The following is a 16,689-nucleotide window of genomic DNA, read 5'->3' on the forward strand; positions in this document are numbered from 1 at the left end:
CGCCGTTGTCGGTGATCGGTGCGGGACCGACACGCACCGGGACCGGGAGCTGCGGCAGGCCCTCGAACCGCTTGTGCGGTGTGAGTTCACCGGTGGCTCCTCCGGTCGGCGCAGTCGACACCATGCAGGCGGCGCGTCGATGCGACTTTGCTATGCGCAGAACTCGGCTGATCTCGGGCTACCGCCGCGCTGACGACGGCGCGAGCTGATCGGTCAATCGTTGGAGAGCTGCGCGACCGTCCGTTCTGATCTCGGAAAGACCCGCGTCGTCGGCTGCCCGGATCGTGCGTTGCACCTGGTGCGGCAACCGGTGGACTTCGGCAGCGGTCAGCGCTGCTCGGAATGCCTCTGCCGCGCCGTCCTGGTGCTGGGCTGCGAGCAGCACTTGCCCGGCGGTCACCCGCTCGATGATGTGCCACTGCGGCGCGACAGGTGGACCGCTGACGTCGGTCTGCAACGCGCGCACGGCCTCGGCGGCGCGGCCGGTCGAGATCAGGCCGCGTAGTGCGATCTCCCGGAACGTGAACCGGTTGAACAGCATCCCCCGCTCTGCTTCCGCGTCGAGCAGGTCGCGGTAACCGGTGATTGCCTGGTCGAAGAGGTCTGCGTTGCCCTGTTCCCCCGCAGCACGCGCGAGCAGGGCGAACGCCGAGCCCTGGCCTTCCCGATCGCCGGACACGGCCACAGCTCGACTCAGTCGCGCGATCGCCGCGCCGACGTGGTCGGCCTTGCGCAGCTCGTTGCCGTGCATCCGGAGCGCGTGCGCGAGGAACGCGGGGTCACCCAGTCGCTCGGCGATGACGAGGGCCTTACCATTTCAGCGCGCCGCAGCGGCCAAGCGCTCCTCGGGCAGAACGGTGCCCAAGGAGACACCGAGTGCTGCGCGGCCCTGCCCGAGCAGGATCATCGTGTCGCGTTCGGCGCGGCCCTCAGCGGCGCGTGCCTCCAACCTGGCGACAAGCGGCCACAGCTCGTTGACCGCATCCACGGCACGGCCGGACTGACGGGCGATCTCGGCGAGCCGAATAGTCGAGTCGCCGAACTGGATCATCGCGGCGAAATCTGCGTCGTCGTTGTCAGTCACGCCAAGCACATGCATCGGCAGGCCGAGTACGCGGGCGATGTGGCGTCGGGTAGTGACGTCGCTGATCGTGCGCCGACCGGTCTCGATCATGGACACGTAGGTCTTGTCATAGCCGAGCAGCGCGGCGAGCCGTTCCTGATTGAGGCTGTTCACGCGGCGGTAGAGCCGCAGGATCACCGCCAGATCGCGGGTTCTCAGCGCCGCTGCTGCCTCTGGTGCCGACCACAACCAGACGCCTGGTGTCAGCGGGCGAACGGGCATGATCGGCGGCGCGTGGCGGGTGCTCGCGTGGCACGTCGGGCAGATGGGCGCGACGGCGAGCCTGCTCAGCTTGGCCCCGCACGCTTCGCATCGTCCGTCCGTCATGACCGCCTACCGGGTCAGTTCCCGATCGGTCTCGCGCAGACGCGCGAACCAAGTCGCGATCGAGCGCTTGTAGCCGTCCGGCATGTTCAGGCCGTGCACCTCGGACTCGGTGAACAAGCCGACTTCCTTGTGTTCATGGGAAAGCACGGGTTCGGCGTCGTCCTCGGGGTGGCAGCCGTAGGTCACGATGAACACGTTCTTCTCGGCCACGTTGATGTAGTACATCCACGTGTCGAGGATCGGCCCGGTGGTGACCTTCCACCGCGTTTCCTCGGTGATCTCGCGTGCCACGCACTCCTCGGGAGTCTCGCCCGGCTCGATCCGGCCGCCGGGTAGTTCCCACTCGTCGCGCTCGTTCTTCAGCAGCAACACCCGGTTGTCGCGCACCACCACGCCCTTGATCGAGACGGGGTAGCTGAACTGGCTCATCGGTGCTGACCTCCACAAGGCGCGCGCGAACCGCTCGTCGGCAAGCTAGCACTACGTCATGTGATGACATGCGACGCTGGGTTGACAGGTTGTCACTGGACGCTTGCGAGTCGAGCGCGTTCCCATGGCCTCCACGAAGCCGGTGTTTCGGGAGGTAGGGACGATGAACGACCCGTTGGGCGGGGGTTCGGTCGCGGCCGATGACGAGTCGGCGGTGGCGGACGCGGTGACTCGTCACGGCCTGGTGCTCGTGGAAGGGCTGTCGGACTCGGCGGACCTGCTGCGACTTGCTCAGTCCGTCGCCACGGTGGTGCCGCACCGGGACAGCGCGTCGGATGGCGTGACCACCCTGGTGGACCTCGGTTCGGACGCGAGCGGGTTCGCGGGGTTCAGCTCGTGCGCGCTCGCGCCGCACACGGATCGCTCTGGTGTCGCCAACCCGCCCGCGTTGCTGATGTTGGGCTGTTCGCGGCGTGCGACGAGCGGCGGTCAGTGCGTGCTGATCGACGGACTCGCGGTCCACGAAACGCTTGCCGAGACCGAACCCGACGTGCTCGCGGCGCTGTGTGCGCCGAGGTCCGTGCTGTTCGGCGGCGTGTCCGGGCACCTCGGGGCGATCTTCACCGAGTACGACGACAGTCGGGTCACCGTCAGGTCGAGGCCAGACGATCTCGTGCAGTTCTCGCCGGGCGTGGACCGGTGGTTGCCGACGCTGCGTGCGGCGATTGAGCAGCACGTGCGCGAGCTGGACCTGAGCGCTGGGCAGGGCTACATCCTCGACAACCACCGGTGGTTGCACGGCCGACGAGCGTTCACCGGGCACCGGGTGGTGCACCGGATCAACGGCAACCCGCTGCCGCACCTCGGCATCCGGACCCGCATCCCGACCCGTGTGCGGAGCGGAGCGGTACGAGCGACGAGGCGGCCGTGAGTGCGTTCCCTGCGTTGGCGGGGCTGGTTGCCATCCGGGACGAGGGATGGCGGTTCATGCACCATGACGTCGTTGACGGCGTCCCCGCCAGGGTTGACGGCTATCGGCTCTGGTCGGATGGCCGGCATGAGGTACTCCGCGTGCACTGCGACTCCGAAGCGATGGCGCTGCGCGCGGACGGCGACGAGCCGCCCGGCATCGTGTGGGAACGCACCGGTTCGCTGTCCGACGTGGTCGAGGGCTTGCTGAGCCTTCCCGTGCCGACCCAGCGGCTCGCGCCCCGCCTGGTGGTCGCGTCCGCTCCTGCGCCGTGGACGCCGTAGCCAGACCGGCGCTCGGCGTCTTCCGCTCGTTGGCGCACGTGGTCGCAGAGGATGCCGAGCAGGCGCACGAGCCTCCTCCTCGACGGGTGCCCGGCGTGCCCGGACGCGTGGCCGGCGAGTGGGCGACCGGCGATGAGGACCGGGCTGGTCGCGCCGCAGTTCGCCATCCCGGACCGTCGTCGGGGTCGGGCCTATTTTTGCGGACGCGGTTTTCCGGTGGCGGGGTTCACTGTCCGGTGCGATGAGTGGTGAGCGAAAAGCCTTGGTCGTGGCGGTGGACGTTTACCGCAATGCGGGATTGGGCCGATTGGTCGCACCGGCCGCCGACCGCCGGGCGTTGGCCGAGGTGCTCGGCGACCAGGACGTCGGCGGTTACGACGTCGAGGTGCTCGCGAATCCCACCTCCGCCGAGATCGGCGAACGGGTGGAGGACGTCCTGTCCGAGAGCGGCCGGGACGACTTGGTGCTGCTCTACTTCTCCGGGCACGGCCTGACCGACGCCTCCGGCGAGCTGTACCTGGCCGCCACCAACACCGACCCGCGCCGGCTGGTCTCCACGGCGGTGGACGCGGCTCTGGTCAGCAGGCTCATGCGGCGCAGCCGGGCCGGTCGGGTGGTGTTGTTCCTGGACTGCTGCTTCGGCGGCGCGTTCGAGCGCGGCCTGGTGCCGCGCGGACGGCACCCGCTCGACGTCGGCAGCCGGTTCGAGGACGGCGCGCCCGGCACCGGGCGGGTGGTGATCACCGCGTCGAGTTCCACCGAGTACGCGTTCGAGGGCGCGCAGCTCGCAGAGGACAACGCCATCCGGCCCTCGGTGTTCACCGGGGCGCTCGTGGAAGGGCTGCGGACCGGCGGGGCGGACCTCGACCAGGACGGGTTCGTGGACCTGAACGAACTCTACGAGTACGTGTTCGACCGGGTCCGGGAGATCGCTCCCGCGCAGACCCCGTCGAAGTGGGAGTTCAACGTCCAGGGTTCGGTGGCGATCGCCCGCAACCCGAATCGCCGGGTGGTCCCGAAACCGCTCGCCGCCGAGCTGACCGAACTGATGCGGCACCCGCTGGCGCGGGTCCGGTCGATCGCCGTGGCGGACCTGCTGGAACTCGTGGAGCACGGCGAGGTCGAGGTGGGCGCGACGGCGCGGCAGGCGTTGGCGGACCTGCTGGAGGACGACAGCCGGTCGGTGTCGGCGGCGGCGGCCGAGGCGCTGGAACGCACGCAGGTGCGGCTCGCGGAGACCTCCGTCGACCTGGGGGACGTGCGAATCGGGGACTCGGTGGACGGCCGGGTGCCGGTCGGCGGCGGACGGCTCGCGCTGGCGTCGGCGGCGGTGTCCGACGACCCGGCGCTGCGCGCCAAGCTGGACGGCGACGCCCTGCTGCTCACCTGGTCGCCGGGCGGACCAGGCGCGCTGGACGCCGTGGTGATCCTCAACGGCCCGGCCGGGCAGGCGGAGTTGCGGGTGCGCGGGCGGGCCGAGGCGGTGCCGGTCGCGGTCGTCGCGCCGGTCCCGGTCGCCGAGCCTCCCGTCCGCGTGGAGCCGCTCGTCCCGGACGTCGTCGTCTCGGCCGGGTCGGACGAACCCGAGGAACCCCAAGAGGTCGACGAGTCCGATGAGCCCGACGAAGCCGAAGTCGTCGACGACGCCTACGAGCTGCGGGCGTGGTCGATCCGCCGGCGGCCGGCGAGGAAGCTGTTCGTGCTGGCGGTGGTCATCCTGTTCCTCGCGGCGTCGCTGCCGGCCCTGTCCAGCGGGCTGTTCGGCACGCGTGACACTCCCGGGCAGGCCGCGTTGCGCAACGCCCTGGGGGACGGGCTGGGGGACGACTGCGTCGACGCGCGGACCGGCGACGAGGTCGCGGCACTGCGCTGCGGCATGGCGACCTACCGGTGGTGGCCCGACTCCACCCGCGCCGAGCAGGACGTGACCCGGCTGAGCGTGTCGGACGACTGCCTGCAAGCGCCCCGGCTCGACACCTACTCGGTCGCCAGGGTGCGCCTGGTCGACGGTCGGACCGGGCAGCTCGGGTGTGGCCGGGTCGGCAGCACCTACACCGTCCGCTGGCACGTCGACGGCACGCCGCTGTCGGCGGCGTTCGCCGGTGCCGAGGAGTACCCGACGGTGTTGACCGCCGCGCTCGCCGCGCGCGACAAGGTGAAGCCGTAGGTCGGGTTCGTCCTGATCGGCTGCTCCATCAGGGTGGCCTTCCGCCCGTTCGCGTCAGGCTTCGTTCACCCTGTCGTTGCCACCGTGGAGGTGATGGCGATGGTCGCGATGATCGTGCTGACGGTCCTGGCGTTGCCGTTGGCCCTGCTCGCCGCCCGGGTCGGTCGACGGCGGTGGATCCGCCGGCGCGGGGTGGCCCGGGTGCGGGCGGAACTGGCGGTGTTCCACCACCGGCTCACCCGGTCTTGAAGACCCGGGTGGCGATGTCGCCGTAGCGGCGCTCCAGTTCCCCGGTCACCTCGGACGGGGTGCCCACCACCGCGAACGCGTGCAGCACCTCGTCGTCGACCGCGGCGGACATCTCGTCCCACAGCTGCCGGCGGGACATCCGGTGCAGTTCGTCGTGCAGCGCGCCCCAGCCGTGCAGGTCCAGCACCTTGCGGTAGGCCGGGGTGGAGCCGTAGAACGCGATCTGCCGACGTGCCGCCGCGACCTCGCGGTCGTCGGTGGCCACCAGTGACGGCGCGCTGATCTCCAGGCCCGCCAACGGTTTCCCGGCGGACTCCCGGCCCTTGGCCAACGCGGGCAGCGTCACCTCCCGCAGGTACCGCTCGGTGGTGAAGGTGTGGCACAGGAACCCGTCCGCCACCTCGCCCGCGACCTCGGTCATCAGCCCGCCCACGCCCGCCAGCCACACCTTCGGCCGGCCGTGCGGGTTGGGGCCGGGGTCGAAGAACGGGGTCATCAGGGTGTGCGTGTAGAACTCGCCGCGGAAGCGGAGCCGCTCGCCGGTCGCCCACGCGTCCCAGATCGCGTGCAGGGCCAGCACGAACTCGCGCATCCGCGCGGCCGGCCGCGACCACGGCATCCCGAACCGCTTGGTGATGTGCGGCTCGACCTGCGAGCCCAGGCCGAGGTGGAACCGGCCCCCGGTGGCCAGGTGCAGGTCGTTGGCCTGCACGGCGGTGCTCATCGGGTTGCGGGCGAAGGCGACCGCGATCGCGGTGCCCAGGTCGAGGTCGCCGCCGGCCACCCGGGACAGGCCAAGGAACGGGTCGTGCTTGGTCTCGGCGAGCCAGAAGCCCGTGTGGCCGGCGGCTTCCGCGCGGCGTGCGGCGTCCACGACGGTGCGCGGGTCGTACTCGATCTCCAGGCGTTCCACCTTCACACCGCTGAACTTACGTCTCGCAGGCCACGCCGTCGTTGTCGCGGTCGAGCGCGGCGCGGTAGCCGGGCTGCCCCCGGTACAGCGGCGCGGCTCCGGCGGCCTTCGCGGCGGCGCAGTTCGCGTAGTACGCGCTCGGCGGCGGCTCGGGCGCGACGGGCTGCGGCGCGGGTCGGGGCGGGGGCTGCGGCGCCTCGGTCCGCGGGGGCGGCGGTGCCGCGGTCTCCTGCTCGGTGGGCGCGGGCGGCGCGACGGTGTCCGCGCCCGAGCACGGCGCGCCCCACAGGCCCCGGCCGGCGGTCCGCGCGGCGGTCTGGGCGGCGGTGAGCGCGGCGGACGCGGTCTGCCCGGCCCGTGCCACGCCCTGCTCGACCGCGCGCACGACCAGGTCCGTGCCGTCGGGCAGCAGGACCGCGTCGCCGACGAGCCGGACCTGCTTGCCGCTCACCGCCGCGGTCAGGAAGTCCACGGCGCTCCGGGACCAGCACGCCCCCGGTTCGGCGAGCGCGCTCAACACCACCTGACGGCCGCCGGCGACGGTGATCGTGCGGCCGTCGACGATTCCGGTGACGCCCACGGGAGGCGGCGCGGTGGTCGTGGTGGTCGGGGCAGTGGTGGACGTCGTCGTGCCCGAAGAACTCGGGGGCGAACCGCCCGCCGACGGAGAGGAGCCGCACGCGCTCACCGCGAAAACGGCCAGGAGCAGCAGGGACGACGATCTTCGTGCTAAATCGGCGGTCATGCCGACGTCATCGCCGGGTGCCCGGCCGGCCGTTACGCGCGTTCGCCCGCAAAACGGGTTGAGTCTGCCGTTACGTCAATTCCTAGCGTCCCGGCCATGGCAGCGAAGAAGACCCACGAAATCACCTTGAACCTGGAGGCCGGCAACGCCTCGATGATGGACCTCGGCAAGATGCTCGGGCAGACCGGCGTGAACCTCGTCGCGATCAAGCGCGCTTACGACGAGGGCACGGCCGGGCAGCGCGGCGACGTCGTGCCCGTGGTCGTCACGGTGCGCGAGGACAAGTCGTTCGACCTGCGGCTGAAAACGCCGCCGACCGCGTTCCTCATCCGCAAGGCGATGGGCGTCAAGGGATCCGGGCAGCCCGGTCACCGCAGCGCGGGCACGTTGCGCCGCGACCGGCTGCGCGCCATCGCCGAGCGCAAGCTGCCCGACCTGAACACGACGAGCCTGGACGCGGCGGAGCGGATCGTCGCGGGCACCGCGCGGTCGATGGGGATCGAGGTCGAGGACTAGACGAGTAATGCGTAAGTCCGGGGTGGTGTCCGGAGACGGACGAAGGGTGTTCAAGATCCGTTTGTGACGACAGACCTGAACACCCTTCTGACCGCACTCTACGTCAAGATCGACGACCGCCTCGCCGGCAGGCCCCGCCGGGGACGGCCACCCCGGCTCACCGATGCCGAGCTGGTCACCCTCGCGGTGGCCCAGGCACTCCTGGGGTTCACCTCCGAGGCCCGCTGGCTGCGGTTCCTGCCCGTCCGGATGCCCGGCGCGTTCCGGTACCTGCCCGGCCAGTCCGGCTACAACCGCCGCCTCCGCGCCGCGTTACCACTGGTCAAACAGGTGACGCGCTGGTTGGCCGCCGACACCGACCTGTGGACCGACCCGGTCTGGATCGTGGACTCCACCCCGGTCGAATGCGGCCGGTCCCGGCCCACGGTGAAACGCTCGGAGCTGGCAGGCTGGGCGAAATACGGCTACTGCCGATCGCACTCCCGCTGGTTCTGGGGGCTGCGCCTGCACCTGGTCTGCACCCCGGCGGGGCTGCCCGTCGCCTGGGCGTTGGCCGACCCGAAGGTCGACGAGCGGCAGGTGCTCATGGCGATCTGCGACCACGAACCCCGACTGCTCGCCGACCGGCCGGGACTGCTGATCGTCGCGGACAAGGGCTACGTCTCGGCCGAACTCGACCGGTTCCTCTCCGAGCGCGGGGTCCGGCTGATCCGGCCGTCCTACCGCAACCGGACCCCGCACCCCGGCGAACCCCTGCTCAAGTCCGTCCGCCAGTTGATCGAGTCGGTCAACGACACCCTCAAAGGACAGTTGAACCTGGAACAGCATGGTGGACGCACCATCGACGGCGTCGGAGTCCGGATCGCGCAACGACTCCTCGCCCTCACCGCCGCCATCTGGCACAACCGTGCCACCGGCCAACCCGTCACCCGATCCCTGACCGCCTACGACCACTGATCAAGTTACGCATTACTCGTCTAGGCCCGGTTCGGGCGCAGCGTCCAGACGACGACCATCTCGGCGGTGGTCACGCCGTCGGCGTTGGTGATCGTGACGTCGACCGGGAACTCGGGGCGGGTGCCCGCGTCGAGTTCCGCCACGACCTCGTCCGTCGGGCGGCCCAGCACGGCCTCCGCGCGCAGCGCGCCGAGGGCCAGCTTCCGGTAGGAGATCTCCGACCGGGCCACCAGGGGTGTGGCCTTGGCCATGTGCGGGGCGAACGCGGCCATGGTCACCGCGCCCGACGCGGTCTCGCCGAGGCCGAAGATCATCGCCGCGTGGGGGCCCGCGACGTGGTTGTGGGTGGCCGGGTCGTCCGGCAGCCCGGCGACCACCCGATCGCCCGTGACCTGGAGAAACTCCACCCCGCTGGCCTTGACCCACGGCACGGCCTGCTTCATCGCGTCGGCGACGAACGAGTAGTCAGCGCTCATGGCGCAGATGTTACCGACCGGTAGTCATGAGACGCGAGTCACCGGGTATTTCATTTGCCAAGACTCTCCGCGAGGGTCAAGCTTGTATCCAGCAACTAGTTGGATGATGCAAGCAAACGGAGTGTCCCATGGTGACCCCGGTGAGTGACGACGTGCGGGAAGCGCAGCTCGCCCAGGCCGAACGCATCGGCATGGCGCTGGTACGCCTCAACAAGATGCACGCCTGCGTCGCCGCGCAGATGAGCAAGGCGGGGATGGACAAAGCCTCGTTCGTCCTGCTCGCGAACCTGATGCACCTGGGGCCATCGCGGTCGAGCGCCCTGGCCGAGGCGGTCTTCTCGGACCCCTCGACGGTCAGCCGTCAGGTCGCGACGCTCGTCAAGGAGGGGTGGGTCGAGCGCCGGGCGGATCCCGACGACGGCCGGGCCAGCGTGCTGGCCGTGACGGACGCGGGGAAACGCCTGCTGGAAGAGCGGCGGCTGATGCGGAACAAGTCCATCGCCCGGATGTTCGCAGAGTGGTCCGAGGGGGATCTCGGGGCGTTCATCGAGTACTTCGAGCGCTTCGTCGGCGACTACGAGCGGGCGCTACCGAATTTCATCGCTGAGAGCGGACTGGGGCCGCGCTCAGAAGGGGAGAAGTGATGTCGGAGACGACAACCCGAGCGGAGGCGACACCACCCGGTGCCGCGCTGCTCACCCACCGGCAGATCCTGACGATCCTGTCGGGGCTGCTGCTGGGGCTGTTCCTGGCCGCGCTGGACCAGATGATCGTGGCCACGGCCATGAAGACCATCGCGGACCAACTCAACGGCCAGACGCTTCAGGCGTGGGCGACCACGGCGTACCTGATCACGGCCACCATCTCGACACCGCTGTACGGCAAGCTGTCGGACATCTACGGCCGCAAGCCGATGTACCTCACCGCGATCTCGCTGTTCCTCGCGGGCTCGCTGCTGTCCGGCATCGCGAACTCGATGTACGAGCTGGCCGCGTTCCGCGCGGTGCAGGGCCTCGGCGCGGGTGGTCTGATGTCGCTGGCCATGGCGATCCTGGCGGACATCACCTCGCCGCGTGAGCGCAGCAAGTACACCGGCTACTTCATGGCCGTGTTCGGCATCGCGAGCGTCGCGGGCCCGGTGGTCGGCGGCCTGTTCGCGGGCCTGGAGACCTTCCTGGGCACGGCCGGCTGGCGCTGGGTGTTCCTGATCAACGTGCCGGTCGCGCTGGTCGCGCTGGTCGTCGTGGCGAAGGTGCTCAACATCCCGCACAAGCGGGTGAACCACCGGATCGACTTCCTGGGCGCGGCGACCATCACCATCGGCCTGGTGCCGCTGCTCATCGTGGCCGAACAGGGCCGTGAGTGGGGTTGGGCGTCGGGCACCTCGATCGCGATGTACGTCATCGGCGTGCTCGGCCTGGTCGCGTTCGTGTTCGTGCAGAAGAGGATGGGCGACGAGGCGCTGCTGCCGCTGCGGCTGTTCCGCCGGCAGACGTTCTCGCTGGGCAACACGCTCAACTTCCTGATGGGCATCGGGATGTTCGGCGGGATGGTCTCGCTGCCGCTCTACCTCCAGATCGTGAAGGGCTTCACCGCCACCGAGGCGGGCCTGATGATGCTGCCGCTCACGCTCGGCATCATGACCGCGGCCGGCACCAGCGGCCAGTACACCGCCAAGACCGGCCGGTACCGGGTGTTCCCGATCGTCGGCCTGGGTCTGATGTCGGTGGTGCTGTTCGCGTTCAGCACGGTCGGCACGGACACCGCGTTCTGGCAGCCGCTGACGCTGATGTTCTTCATGGGCGCCGGGCTGGGCCTGTGCATGCAGACCCTGCTGGTGGCCATCCAGAACGACGCGGAACCCCGCGACATGGGCGTCGCCACCGCCTCGGCCACGTTCTTCCGGCAGATCGGCGGCACGGTCGGCACCGCGGTGTTCCTGTCCATCCTGTTCAGCACCGTGGGCGACAAGATCGGCAACGCGCTGAGCACGGCGTTCGGCAACCCGGAGTTCATGGCCGCGCTGGCCCGCCCGGAGAACCAGCAGTTCGCCGCGTCGCTGAAGAACGGCGGGTCCGGGCTGAGCCTGGACAACACCGAGTTCCTCAACAAGCTCGACCCGGTGCTGGCCCGGCCGTTCCTGGACGGCTTCTCCAGCTCGATCGACCTGGTGTTCCTGGTCGGCGGCCTGGTGACGCTGATCGGTTTCGCGGCGGTGTGGTTCCTGCGCGAGGTGCCGCTGTCCAACCGGTCCGGTCTGGAGCGGGTGAACGACGAGAACGAGGCCGCCGCGCAGGCCCCGATCGCCATCCACTGATCCACCACGTCGAATGAAGAAGCGGGCCACCCGTCGGGGGTGGCCCGCTTCTCGCGTGCTCCGGCTCGCGTGCTCCGGTCAGTGGTCCTCGCCGTTCGCGATCGCGTCCTTGAGGCGCTGGTAGGACTTCACGATCTCGGCCTCGGCGTCCGCCCGGCCCACCCAGGTCGCGCCCTCGACGCTCTTGCCCGGCTCCAGGTCCTTGTAGACCTCGAAGAAGTGCTGGATCTCCAGCCGGTAGAACTCGCTGAGGTGGTGGATGTCGCGCAGGTGCTCGCTGCGGGGGTCCTCGGCCGGCACGCAGAGCAGCTTGTCGTCGCCGCCCTTCTCGTCGGTCATGCGGAACATGCCGATCGCGCGGGAGCGGATGAGGCAGCCGGGGAACGTGGGTTCCTGGACCAGGACCAGCGCGTCGAGCGGGTCGCCGTCCTCACCCAGCGTGTTGTCGACGAAGCCGTAGTCCGCCGGGTACTGAGTGGCCGTGAACAGGGTGCGGTCCAGGCGGATGCGCCCCGTCTTGTGGTCCATCTCGTACTTGTTGCGGACCCCCTTGGGGATCTCGATGGTGACGTCGAACTCCACTGCGCGGTCCTCGCTCGTCTTTGACGTTCGTTACGCCACTAGTGTGGACCACGAGGTGTCGTCAACCCTCACCCACGTGCAGGTCGCGGGTGTGACATTGCCCGTAATCAACCCCGGAGGACTGTGTGGCCGACGAGCCGTCCTGGCCGACCGTCGACGGTGACGACAGTGCCGGAGAGCCGCCGACCGTGCAGGTCAGGAGGCCGAGGCCGGCCGATCCGCCCACCATGAGGCTGCCCGTCCCGCTGCCCGCGAAGCCCCGTCCGGGTGGTCCGCCGGCGGCCGGCCGGCCGACTCCGCCGCCGTCCGCTGAACCGATCACGGAACGTGAAAGGTCTTCGACACCCACCGAAACGCGGCCCGCCCCCACCGTTCGGGGCACGTCCGCCGCCACCGCATCGGGTGGTTCCGCGCCGCGTGGTGGCCAACCCGAGACCGGCTCGCAGCCCACCGTCCCGCAGTCCTCCGGCGCGTCGCCCGCCCGCCCCGCCGCCCCGCCCGCCGGGCGGCCGGCCGAGCCCGAGCCGCGCAGCGAGCCGAAGCGGGTCGCACCGGCCACGCCGCCGGCCGACGACGTGGCCGAGGACGCACCGCGCAAGCGCCCGTGGCTGCTGGTCGGCGCGCTGGCGCTGGTCGTGGTGCTCGCGGGCGGCGCGGTGGCCGGCTGGCAGCTCGGCTGGCTGGAGACCGCGCCCACCCCGACCACCGCCGCGCCGCTGCCGCCCGCGCCGGTCTCGCTCGCGGTGAAGGGCGTCGGCGCGACCGCGCCCGCCCCGTCCGCGTCCGGCGTCGCGGCGGCGCTGCGCGGACCGGCCGGCAACGGCGCGCTGGGCACGCTCACCGGGACCGTGGTCGACCCGGCCACCGGCACCGCGCTGTGGAAGCAGGGCGAGACCACCCCGCTGACCCCCGCCTCGACGGTGAAGGTGCTGGTCGCCACCGCCACGCTGCTCACCCTCGACCACACCGCCCAGCTGTCCACCAAGGTCGTGCAGGGCGACCAGCCCGGCACGGTCGTGCTGGTCGGCGGCGGCGACCCGACGCTCTCGACGTTCCCGGCCGACCGCGACACGGTCTACCCCGGCGCGGCGACGCTGGACGAACTCGCCTCCCAGGTGGCCAAGAACGGCCCGGTCACCCAGGTGCTGTTCGACGTCGGCCGGTACAAGGGCGAGGGCATGGCACCCGGCTGGGACCCCACCGACGTGCCCAACGGCTACGTGTCCCCGATCGGGCCGCTGATGGCCGACGGCGGCCGGCAGGACCCGACCCTGCCGGACACGCCCCGCACCTCCACGCCCGGTGCGGCGGCGGCGTCCGCGCTGGCGGGCCGGCTGGGCGTCTCGGCGGTCGGCGCGGGCACCGCGACCGCCGGCGCCAAGGTGCTCGGCGAGGTCAAGTCCGCCCCGGTCGACCGGCTGGTCGAGAACATGATGCAGATCTCGGACAACGTGCTCGCCGAGACGCTGGCCCGCGAGGTGGCGCTGGCCAAGGGCCTGGAGCCGACGTTCGCGGGCGCGGTGCAGGCGGTGCGCGCGGTGCTCACCGAGAACGGGTTCGACCTGACCGGCGCGGAGGTGGTCGACGCCTCCGGCCTCTCGCCCACCGACAAGGTGCCCGCGCGGCTGCTCGGCGACCTGCTGGTGGCCGCCGCCAAGCCGGACGCCGCCGACGCCCGCACGGCCAAGCTGCGACCGCTGCTGACCGCGCTGCCGGTCGCCGGCGGCAGCGGCACGCTGGCCGGCCGCTACGCGACGGCGGGCGCGGCGGGCAAGGGCTGGGTGCGGGCCAAGACCGGCACGTTGACCGGGGTGAACTCGCTGGCCGGCGTCGTGGTGGACCAGGACGGGCGGCTGCTGGTGTTCGCGTTCATGTCGCTGAGCCCGACCGACGCCAAGACCGTGCGCGGCGGGCTGGACGAACTGGCCGCCGCGTTGCGGGGCTGCGGCTGCGGTTGACCGGTGTGTCCGGGAACGCGGAGTGTCGCCGGCCCCCGAGGCGCAGGTAGCGTCAGCGGGGTGAGCGCCTCTACGCAGGATCACCGGGCGGGGAGCGAACCCGTCGACTGGGAGTTGGCCGTCGCGACCGCCGACCGGTTGGTGCGGCCCGGGCCGGTGGTGCCCCGCGCGGAGGCGGACGTCGCCGTCGGCCGGCTGCGCGAGCAGGCGATCGACGCCGAGGTGCACGTCCGGGAGCTGACCGGGCTCGGCCACGGGCTGCCGCTCCAGGCGGGCGAGGTCGTGGACCGGCCCGGCTGGGTGCGCGCGGCCGTGCAGGGCCTGGCGGCGCTGACCGACGGCGCCCTCCCGCGCCAGTCCGGCGCGTTCAGCGGGGTCCTCGCGGGCACCGCGGGCGTGCAGGCGGGTGTGGTCATCGCGTTCCTCAGCGGCCGGGTGCTCGGCCAGTACGACCCGTTCTCCGACGGCGGCCGGCTGCTGCTGGTCGCGCCGAACATCGTCGGCGCGCAGCGCGCCCTGGACGTCCCCGGCGCGGACTTCGGCATGTGGGTCTGCCTGCACGAGGGCACGCACCGGCTCCAGTTCACCGCCGTCCCGTGGCTGGCCGAGCACTTCTCCGGCCTGGTCGCCACCCTGCTCGGCTCGATGGACGAGGGCATCGCGCCCCGGCTGCGCGACCTGCCCCGGCGGCTGCGCGAGGCGGGCGGTTTCGTCGACCTGTTGCAGAACCCGGCGCAGCGCGAGCCGCTGGACCGGCTGATCGCGCTGTCCACGCTGCTCGAAGGCCACGCCGACCACGTGATGGACGCGGTGGGCCCGGAGGTCGTGCCGACCGTCTCGGTCATCCGCGAGCGGTTCACCGCCCGGCGCAAGGGCGGCGGGGTGCTGGACCGGATCCTGCGCACGCTGCTCGGCGTCGAGGCGAAGGTCCGCCAGTACGCGGAAGGCGCGGCGTTCACCCGGCACGTGGTGGACCGCGTGGGCATGCCCGGCTTCAACGCGGTGTGGACCAGCCCCGAGACGTTGCCCACCCGGGCCGAGATCGCCGACCCCGCCGCCTGGCTGCGCCGCGTCTCGCCGTGAACGGGCCGCTGGCCGAGGTCCGCACGGCCGTCAAGCGGTTCCTCGCCGAGCACCGACCCGACCAGGTGACCGTCGCCGTGTCCGGCGGCGCGGACTCGCTCGCGCTGGCCGCCGTGACCGCGCGGCTGGTGCCCGACGCGTGGGCCGTCGTGGTCGACCACGACCTCCAGGACGGGTCCGCCGAGGTCGCCGCGCGGGCCGCCGCCACGTGCGCGGGGCTCGGTCTGGCGGCGGAGGTCCGAAGGGTCGTCGTGTCCGGTCCGGGTGGCCCGGAAGCCGCCGCCCGGCGGGCCAGGTACGCCGCGCTGCGCCCGGAACGCGGGACCGTGCTGCTCGGCCACACCCTGGACGACCAGGCCGAGACGGTGCTGCTGGGGTTGGGACGGGGGTCCGGGGCGCGCAGCATCGCCGGGATGCGGCCTTACGACCCGCCGTGGGGCCGTCCGCTGTTGGCCGTCGCACGCGACACGACGAACGCCGCGTGCGCCGAACTGGGCCTTACGCCGTGGGTCGACCCGCACAACGCCGATCCGGCGTTCACCCGCGTCCGGTTGCGCCACGAGGTGCTGCCGCTGCTCGAAGACGTGCTCCAACACGGCGTCGCGGACGCCTTGGCGCGCACCGCCGCCCAGTTGCGCGAAGACTGTGACGCATTAGACGAAATCGCCCGGCGCTTCTCCGGCGACCCGGGCGCGGCCGACGACCTCCACGACCTCCCGCCGGCCCTCCGCAGGCGGGTGCTGCGGCGGTGGCTGCTCGACGCGGGCGTGCCCGAGTTGTCCGACTCGCACCTGCGGCGGGTGGACGCGCTGGTGGGCGAGTGGCGCGGGCAGGGCGGCGTCTGGCTGCCCGGCGGCTTTGTGGCACGCCGGGCGCATGGCAGGCTGGCTGTCGAACGGCCTGACGCACCACCGGTAAAACCAGTTCAGTCATGACAAAAAGGGGATCGTCCGTGTACGACGGCGACATCGCCTCCGTGCTCATCACCGAGCAGGAAATCAGCGACAAGGTCACCGAGCTGGCCAACAAGGTCGGGGCCGACTACCCGGCCGACGGCGGGTCGGACCTCGTCTTGATCACCGTGCTCAAGGGCGCCGTGATGTTCATGACCGACCTGGCGAGGGCGCTCCCGGTGCCCGTGCAGCTGGAGTTCATGGCGGTCAGCTCTTACGGCTCCTCCACCTCGTCGTCCGGCGTGGTGCGCATCCTCAAGGACCTGGACCGCGACATCGTGGACCGGGACGTGATCATCGTCGAGGACATCATCGACTCCGGTCTGACGCTGTCCTGGCTGCTCAAGAACCTGGCGTCGCGCAAGCCGCGCTCGCTGGAGGTCTGCTCGCTGCTGCGCAAGCCGGACGCGGTCAAGGTCGACGTCCCGGTCAAGTACGTCGGCTTCGAGATCCCCAACGAGTTCGTCGTGGGCTACGGCCTGGACTACTCCGAGCGCTACCGCGACCTGCCCTACATCGGGACGTTGGACCCCAAGGTCTACTCGGTGTAGGACTGCCGCGACTTCGTCGCGGCGGCTCGGCCGCCTGGAAGTCGGCCTGTCGAGCCGTCTTCCACCCCGATCGAAGGGCGTGATCGGGG

General features: G+C 71.3%; 19 protein-coding genes. 12 read left to right on the forward strand and 7 right to left on the reverse strand.

Annotation, left to right across the window (positions count from 1 at the left end; all coding sequences use genetic code 11):
• Positions 1–178: 178 nt before the first annotated feature.
• From AC0HI0_RS36695 to AC0HI0_RS36705, 3 genes are all read right to left on the reverse strand, one after another.
• Positions 179–751, reverse strand: coding sequence for a hypothetical protein (locus AC0HI0_RS36695; protein WP_480928061.1), 573 nt, complete (start codon positions 749–751; stop codon positions 179–181).
• Between the two features lie 66 nt (positions 752–817).
• Positions 818–1,450: a helix-turn-helix transcriptional regulator gene (locus tag AC0HI0_RS36700; RefSeq protein ID WP_480928062.1), complete on the reverse strand. Its 633-nt coding sequence runs from the start codon at positions 1,448–1,450 to the stop codon at positions 818–820.
• A 6-nt stretch (positions 1,451–1,456) separates the two neighbouring features.
• Positions 1,457–1,879, reverse strand: coding sequence for an NUDIX hydrolase (locus tag AC0HI0_RS36705; protein ID WP_480928063.1), 423 nt, complete (start codon positions 1,877–1,879; stop codon positions 1,457–1,459).
• 163 nt (positions 1,880–2,042) lie between these two features.
• On the opposite strand from AC0HI0_RS36705, the gene AC0HI0_RS36710 reads away from it, so the two are divergent.
• The 4 genes from AC0HI0_RS36710 to AC0HI0_RS36725 all read left to right on the forward strand — a co-directional run bounded on the left by AC0HI0_RS36710 (position 2,043) and on the right by AC0HI0_RS36725 (position 5,549).
• Entirely contained in the window at positions 2,043–2,810 is a 768-nt protein-coding gene (locus tag AC0HI0_RS36710; protein WP_480928064.1) for a TauD/TfdA family dioxygenase, read from the forward strand.
• 140 nt (positions 2,811–2,950) lie between these two features.
• Positions 2,951–3,133: a hypothetical protein gene (locus AC0HI0_RS36715; RefSeq protein WP_480928065.1), complete on the forward strand. Its 183-nt coding sequence runs from the start codon at positions 2,951–2,953 to the stop codon at positions 3,131–3,133.
• 241 nt (positions 3,134–3,374) lie between these two features.
• Entirely contained in the window at positions 3,375–5,300 is a 1,926-nt protein-coding gene (locus AC0HI0_RS36720) for a caspase family protein (RefSeq protein ID WP_480928066.1), read from the forward strand.
• A gap of 93 nt (positions 5,301–5,393) precedes the next feature.
• A complete protein-coding gene (locus tag AC0HI0_RS36725; RefSeq protein WP_480928067.1) occupies positions 5,394–5,549 on the forward strand; it encodes a hypothetical protein in 156 nt (51 codons plus the stop codon).
• Here AC0HI0_RS36725 and AC0HI0_RS36730 read toward each other — a convergent pair.
• Complete coding sequence (locus AC0HI0_RS36730) at positions 5,536–6,468, reverse strand: TIGR03617 family F420-dependent LLM class oxidoreductase (protein WP_480928068.1); 933 nt, start codon at positions 6,466–6,468, stop codon at positions 5,536–5,538. The genes AC0HI0_RS36725 and AC0HI0_RS36730 overlap by 14 nt on opposite strands.
• A 10-nt stretch (positions 6,469–6,478) precedes the next feature.
• Positions 6,479–7,207, reverse strand: coding sequence for an excalibur calcium-binding domain-containing protein (locus AC0HI0_RS36735; RefSeq protein ID WP_480928069.1), 729 nt, complete (start codon positions 7,205–7,207; stop codon positions 6,479–6,481).
• Positions 7,208–7,303: 96 nt separating this feature from the next.
• Here AC0HI0_RS36735 and AC0HI0_RS36740 point away from each other — a divergent pair, with 96 nt between their 5' ends.
• The gene (locus AC0HI0_RS36740) at positions 7,304–7,723 is read left to right on the forward strand and encodes an uL11 family ribosomal protein (protein ID WP_480928070.1); all 420 of its coding nucleotides are present in this window, start codon (positions 7,304–7,306) and stop codon (positions 7,721–7,723) included.
• A gap of 63 nt (positions 7,724–7,786) precedes the next feature.
• Positions 7,787–8,680 (forward strand): IS982 family transposase, encoded by an 894-nt coding sequence (locus tag AC0HI0_RS36745; protein ID WP_480927227.1) that lies wholly within the window; start codon positions 7,787–7,789, stop codon positions 8,678–8,680.
• Positions 8,681–8,700: 20 nt separating this feature from the next.
• Here the strand turns inward: AC0HI0_RS36745 and AC0HI0_RS36750 are convergent, their stop codons facing one another.
• Positions 8,701–9,156: a DUF4442 domain-containing protein gene (locus AC0HI0_RS36750; RefSeq protein WP_480928071.1), complete on the reverse strand. Its 456-nt coding sequence runs from the start codon at positions 9,154–9,156 to the stop codon at positions 8,701–8,703.
• A 140-nt stretch (positions 9,157–9,296) separates the two neighbouring features.
• Between AC0HI0_RS36750 and AC0HI0_RS36755 the strand changes: the two genes are divergently transcribed.
• Both AC0HI0_RS36755 and AC0HI0_RS36760 read left to right on the forward strand, forming a co-directional pair.
• On the forward strand, positions 9,297–9,800 hold the full coding sequence (locus AC0HI0_RS36755; protein WP_480928072.1) for a MarR family winged helix-turn-helix transcriptional regulator: 504 nt from the start codon (positions 9,297–9,299) through the stop codon (positions 9,798–9,800).
• Positions 9,800–11,473 (forward strand): MDR family MFS transporter, encoded by a 1,674-nt coding sequence (locus tag AC0HI0_RS36760; protein ID WP_480928073.1) that lies wholly within the window; start codon positions 9,800–9,802, stop codon positions 11,471–11,473. Before AC0HI0_RS36755 ends, AC0HI0_RS36760 begins: the two co-directional genes overlap by 1 nt.
• A 78-nt stretch (positions 11,474–11,551) precedes the next feature.
• On the opposite strand, the gene AC0HI0_RS36765 is transcribed toward AC0HI0_RS36760, so the two are convergent.
• Entirely contained in the window at positions 11,552–12,055 is a 504-nt protein-coding gene (locus tag AC0HI0_RS36765) for an inorganic diphosphatase (protein ID WP_480928074.1), read from the reverse strand.
• A gap of 575 nt (positions 12,056–12,630) precedes the next feature.
• Between AC0HI0_RS36765 and dacB the strand changes: the two genes are divergently transcribed.
• The 4 genes from dacB to hpt are packed head-to-tail and all read left to right on the forward strand — an operon-like array spanning position 12,631 to position 16,600.
• Complete coding sequence (gene dacB, locus AC0HI0_RS36770) at positions 12,631–14,013, forward strand: D-alanyl-D-alanine carboxypeptidase/D-alanyl-D-alanine endopeptidase (protein WP_480928075.1); 1,383 nt, start codon at positions 12,631–12,633, stop codon at positions 14,011–14,013.
• A 60-nt stretch (positions 14,014–14,073) separates the two neighbouring features.
• Entirely contained in the window at positions 14,074–15,096 is a 1,023-nt protein-coding gene (locus tag AC0HI0_RS36775) for a zinc-dependent metalloprotease (protein WP_480928076.1), read from the forward strand.
• Complete coding sequence (tilS, locus tag AC0HI0_RS36780) at positions 15,093–16,031, forward strand: tRNA lysidine(34) synthetase TilS (RefSeq protein WP_480928077.1); 939 nt, start codon at positions 15,093–15,095, stop codon at positions 16,029–16,031. Before AC0HI0_RS36775 ends, tilS begins: the two co-directional genes overlap by 4 nt.
• 17 nt (positions 16,032–16,048) lie before the next feature.
• Complete coding sequence (gene hpt, locus AC0HI0_RS36785) at positions 16,049–16,600, forward strand: hypoxanthine phosphoribosyltransferase (protein WP_480928078.1); 552 nt, start codon at positions 16,049–16,051, stop codon at positions 16,598–16,600.
• Positions 16,601–16,689 lie beyond the last annotated feature (89 nt).

Source organism: Saccharothrix sp. NBAS 001 (assembly GCF_056640475.1).

Excerpts from the sequence above, each read along its gene's own strand:
- AC0HI0_RS36720 (WP_480928066.1), top strand. The coding sequence starts at position 3,375 with ATGAGTGGTGAGCGAAAAGCCTTGGTCGTGGCGGTGGACGTTTACCGC.
- AC0HI0_RS36725 (WP_480928067.1), top strand. The coding sequence starts at position 5,394 with ATGGCGATGGTCGCGATGATCGTGCTGACGGTCCTGGCGTTGCCGTTG.
- AC0HI0_RS36695 (WP_480928061.1), bottom strand. The coding sequence starts at position 751 with ATGCACGGCAACGAGCTGCGCAAGGCCGACCACGTCGGCGCGGCGATC.
- AC0HI0_RS36740 (WP_480928070.1), top strand. The coding sequence starts at position 7,304 with ATGGCAGCGAAGAAGACCCACGAAATCACCTTGAACCTGGAGGCCGGC.
- AC0HI0_RS36710 (WP_480928064.1), top strand. The coding sequence starts at position 2,043 with ATGAACGACCCGTTGGGCGGGGGTTCGGTCGCGGCCGATGACGAGTCG.
- AC0HI0_RS36750 (WP_480928071.1), bottom strand. The coding sequence starts at position 9,156 with ATGAGCGCTGACTACTCGTTCGTCGCCGACGCGATGAAGCAGGCCGTG.
- AC0HI0_RS36760 (WP_480928073.1), top strand. The coding sequence starts at position 9,800 with ATGTCGGAGACGACAACCCGAGCGGAGGCGACACCACCCGGTGCCGCG.
- AC0HI0_RS36700 (WP_480928062.1), bottom strand. The coding sequence starts at position 1,450 with ATGACGGACGGACGATGCGAAGCGTGCGGGGCCAAGCTGAGCAGGCTC.
- AC0HI0_RS36735 (WP_480928069.1), bottom strand. The coding sequence starts at position 7,207 with ATGACCGCCGATTTAGCACGAAGATCGTCGTCCCTGCTGCTCCTGGCC.
- AC0HI0_RS36705 (WP_480928063.1), bottom strand. The coding sequence starts at position 1,879 with ATGAGCCAGTTCAGCTACCCCGTCTCGATCAAGGGCGTGGTGGTGCGC.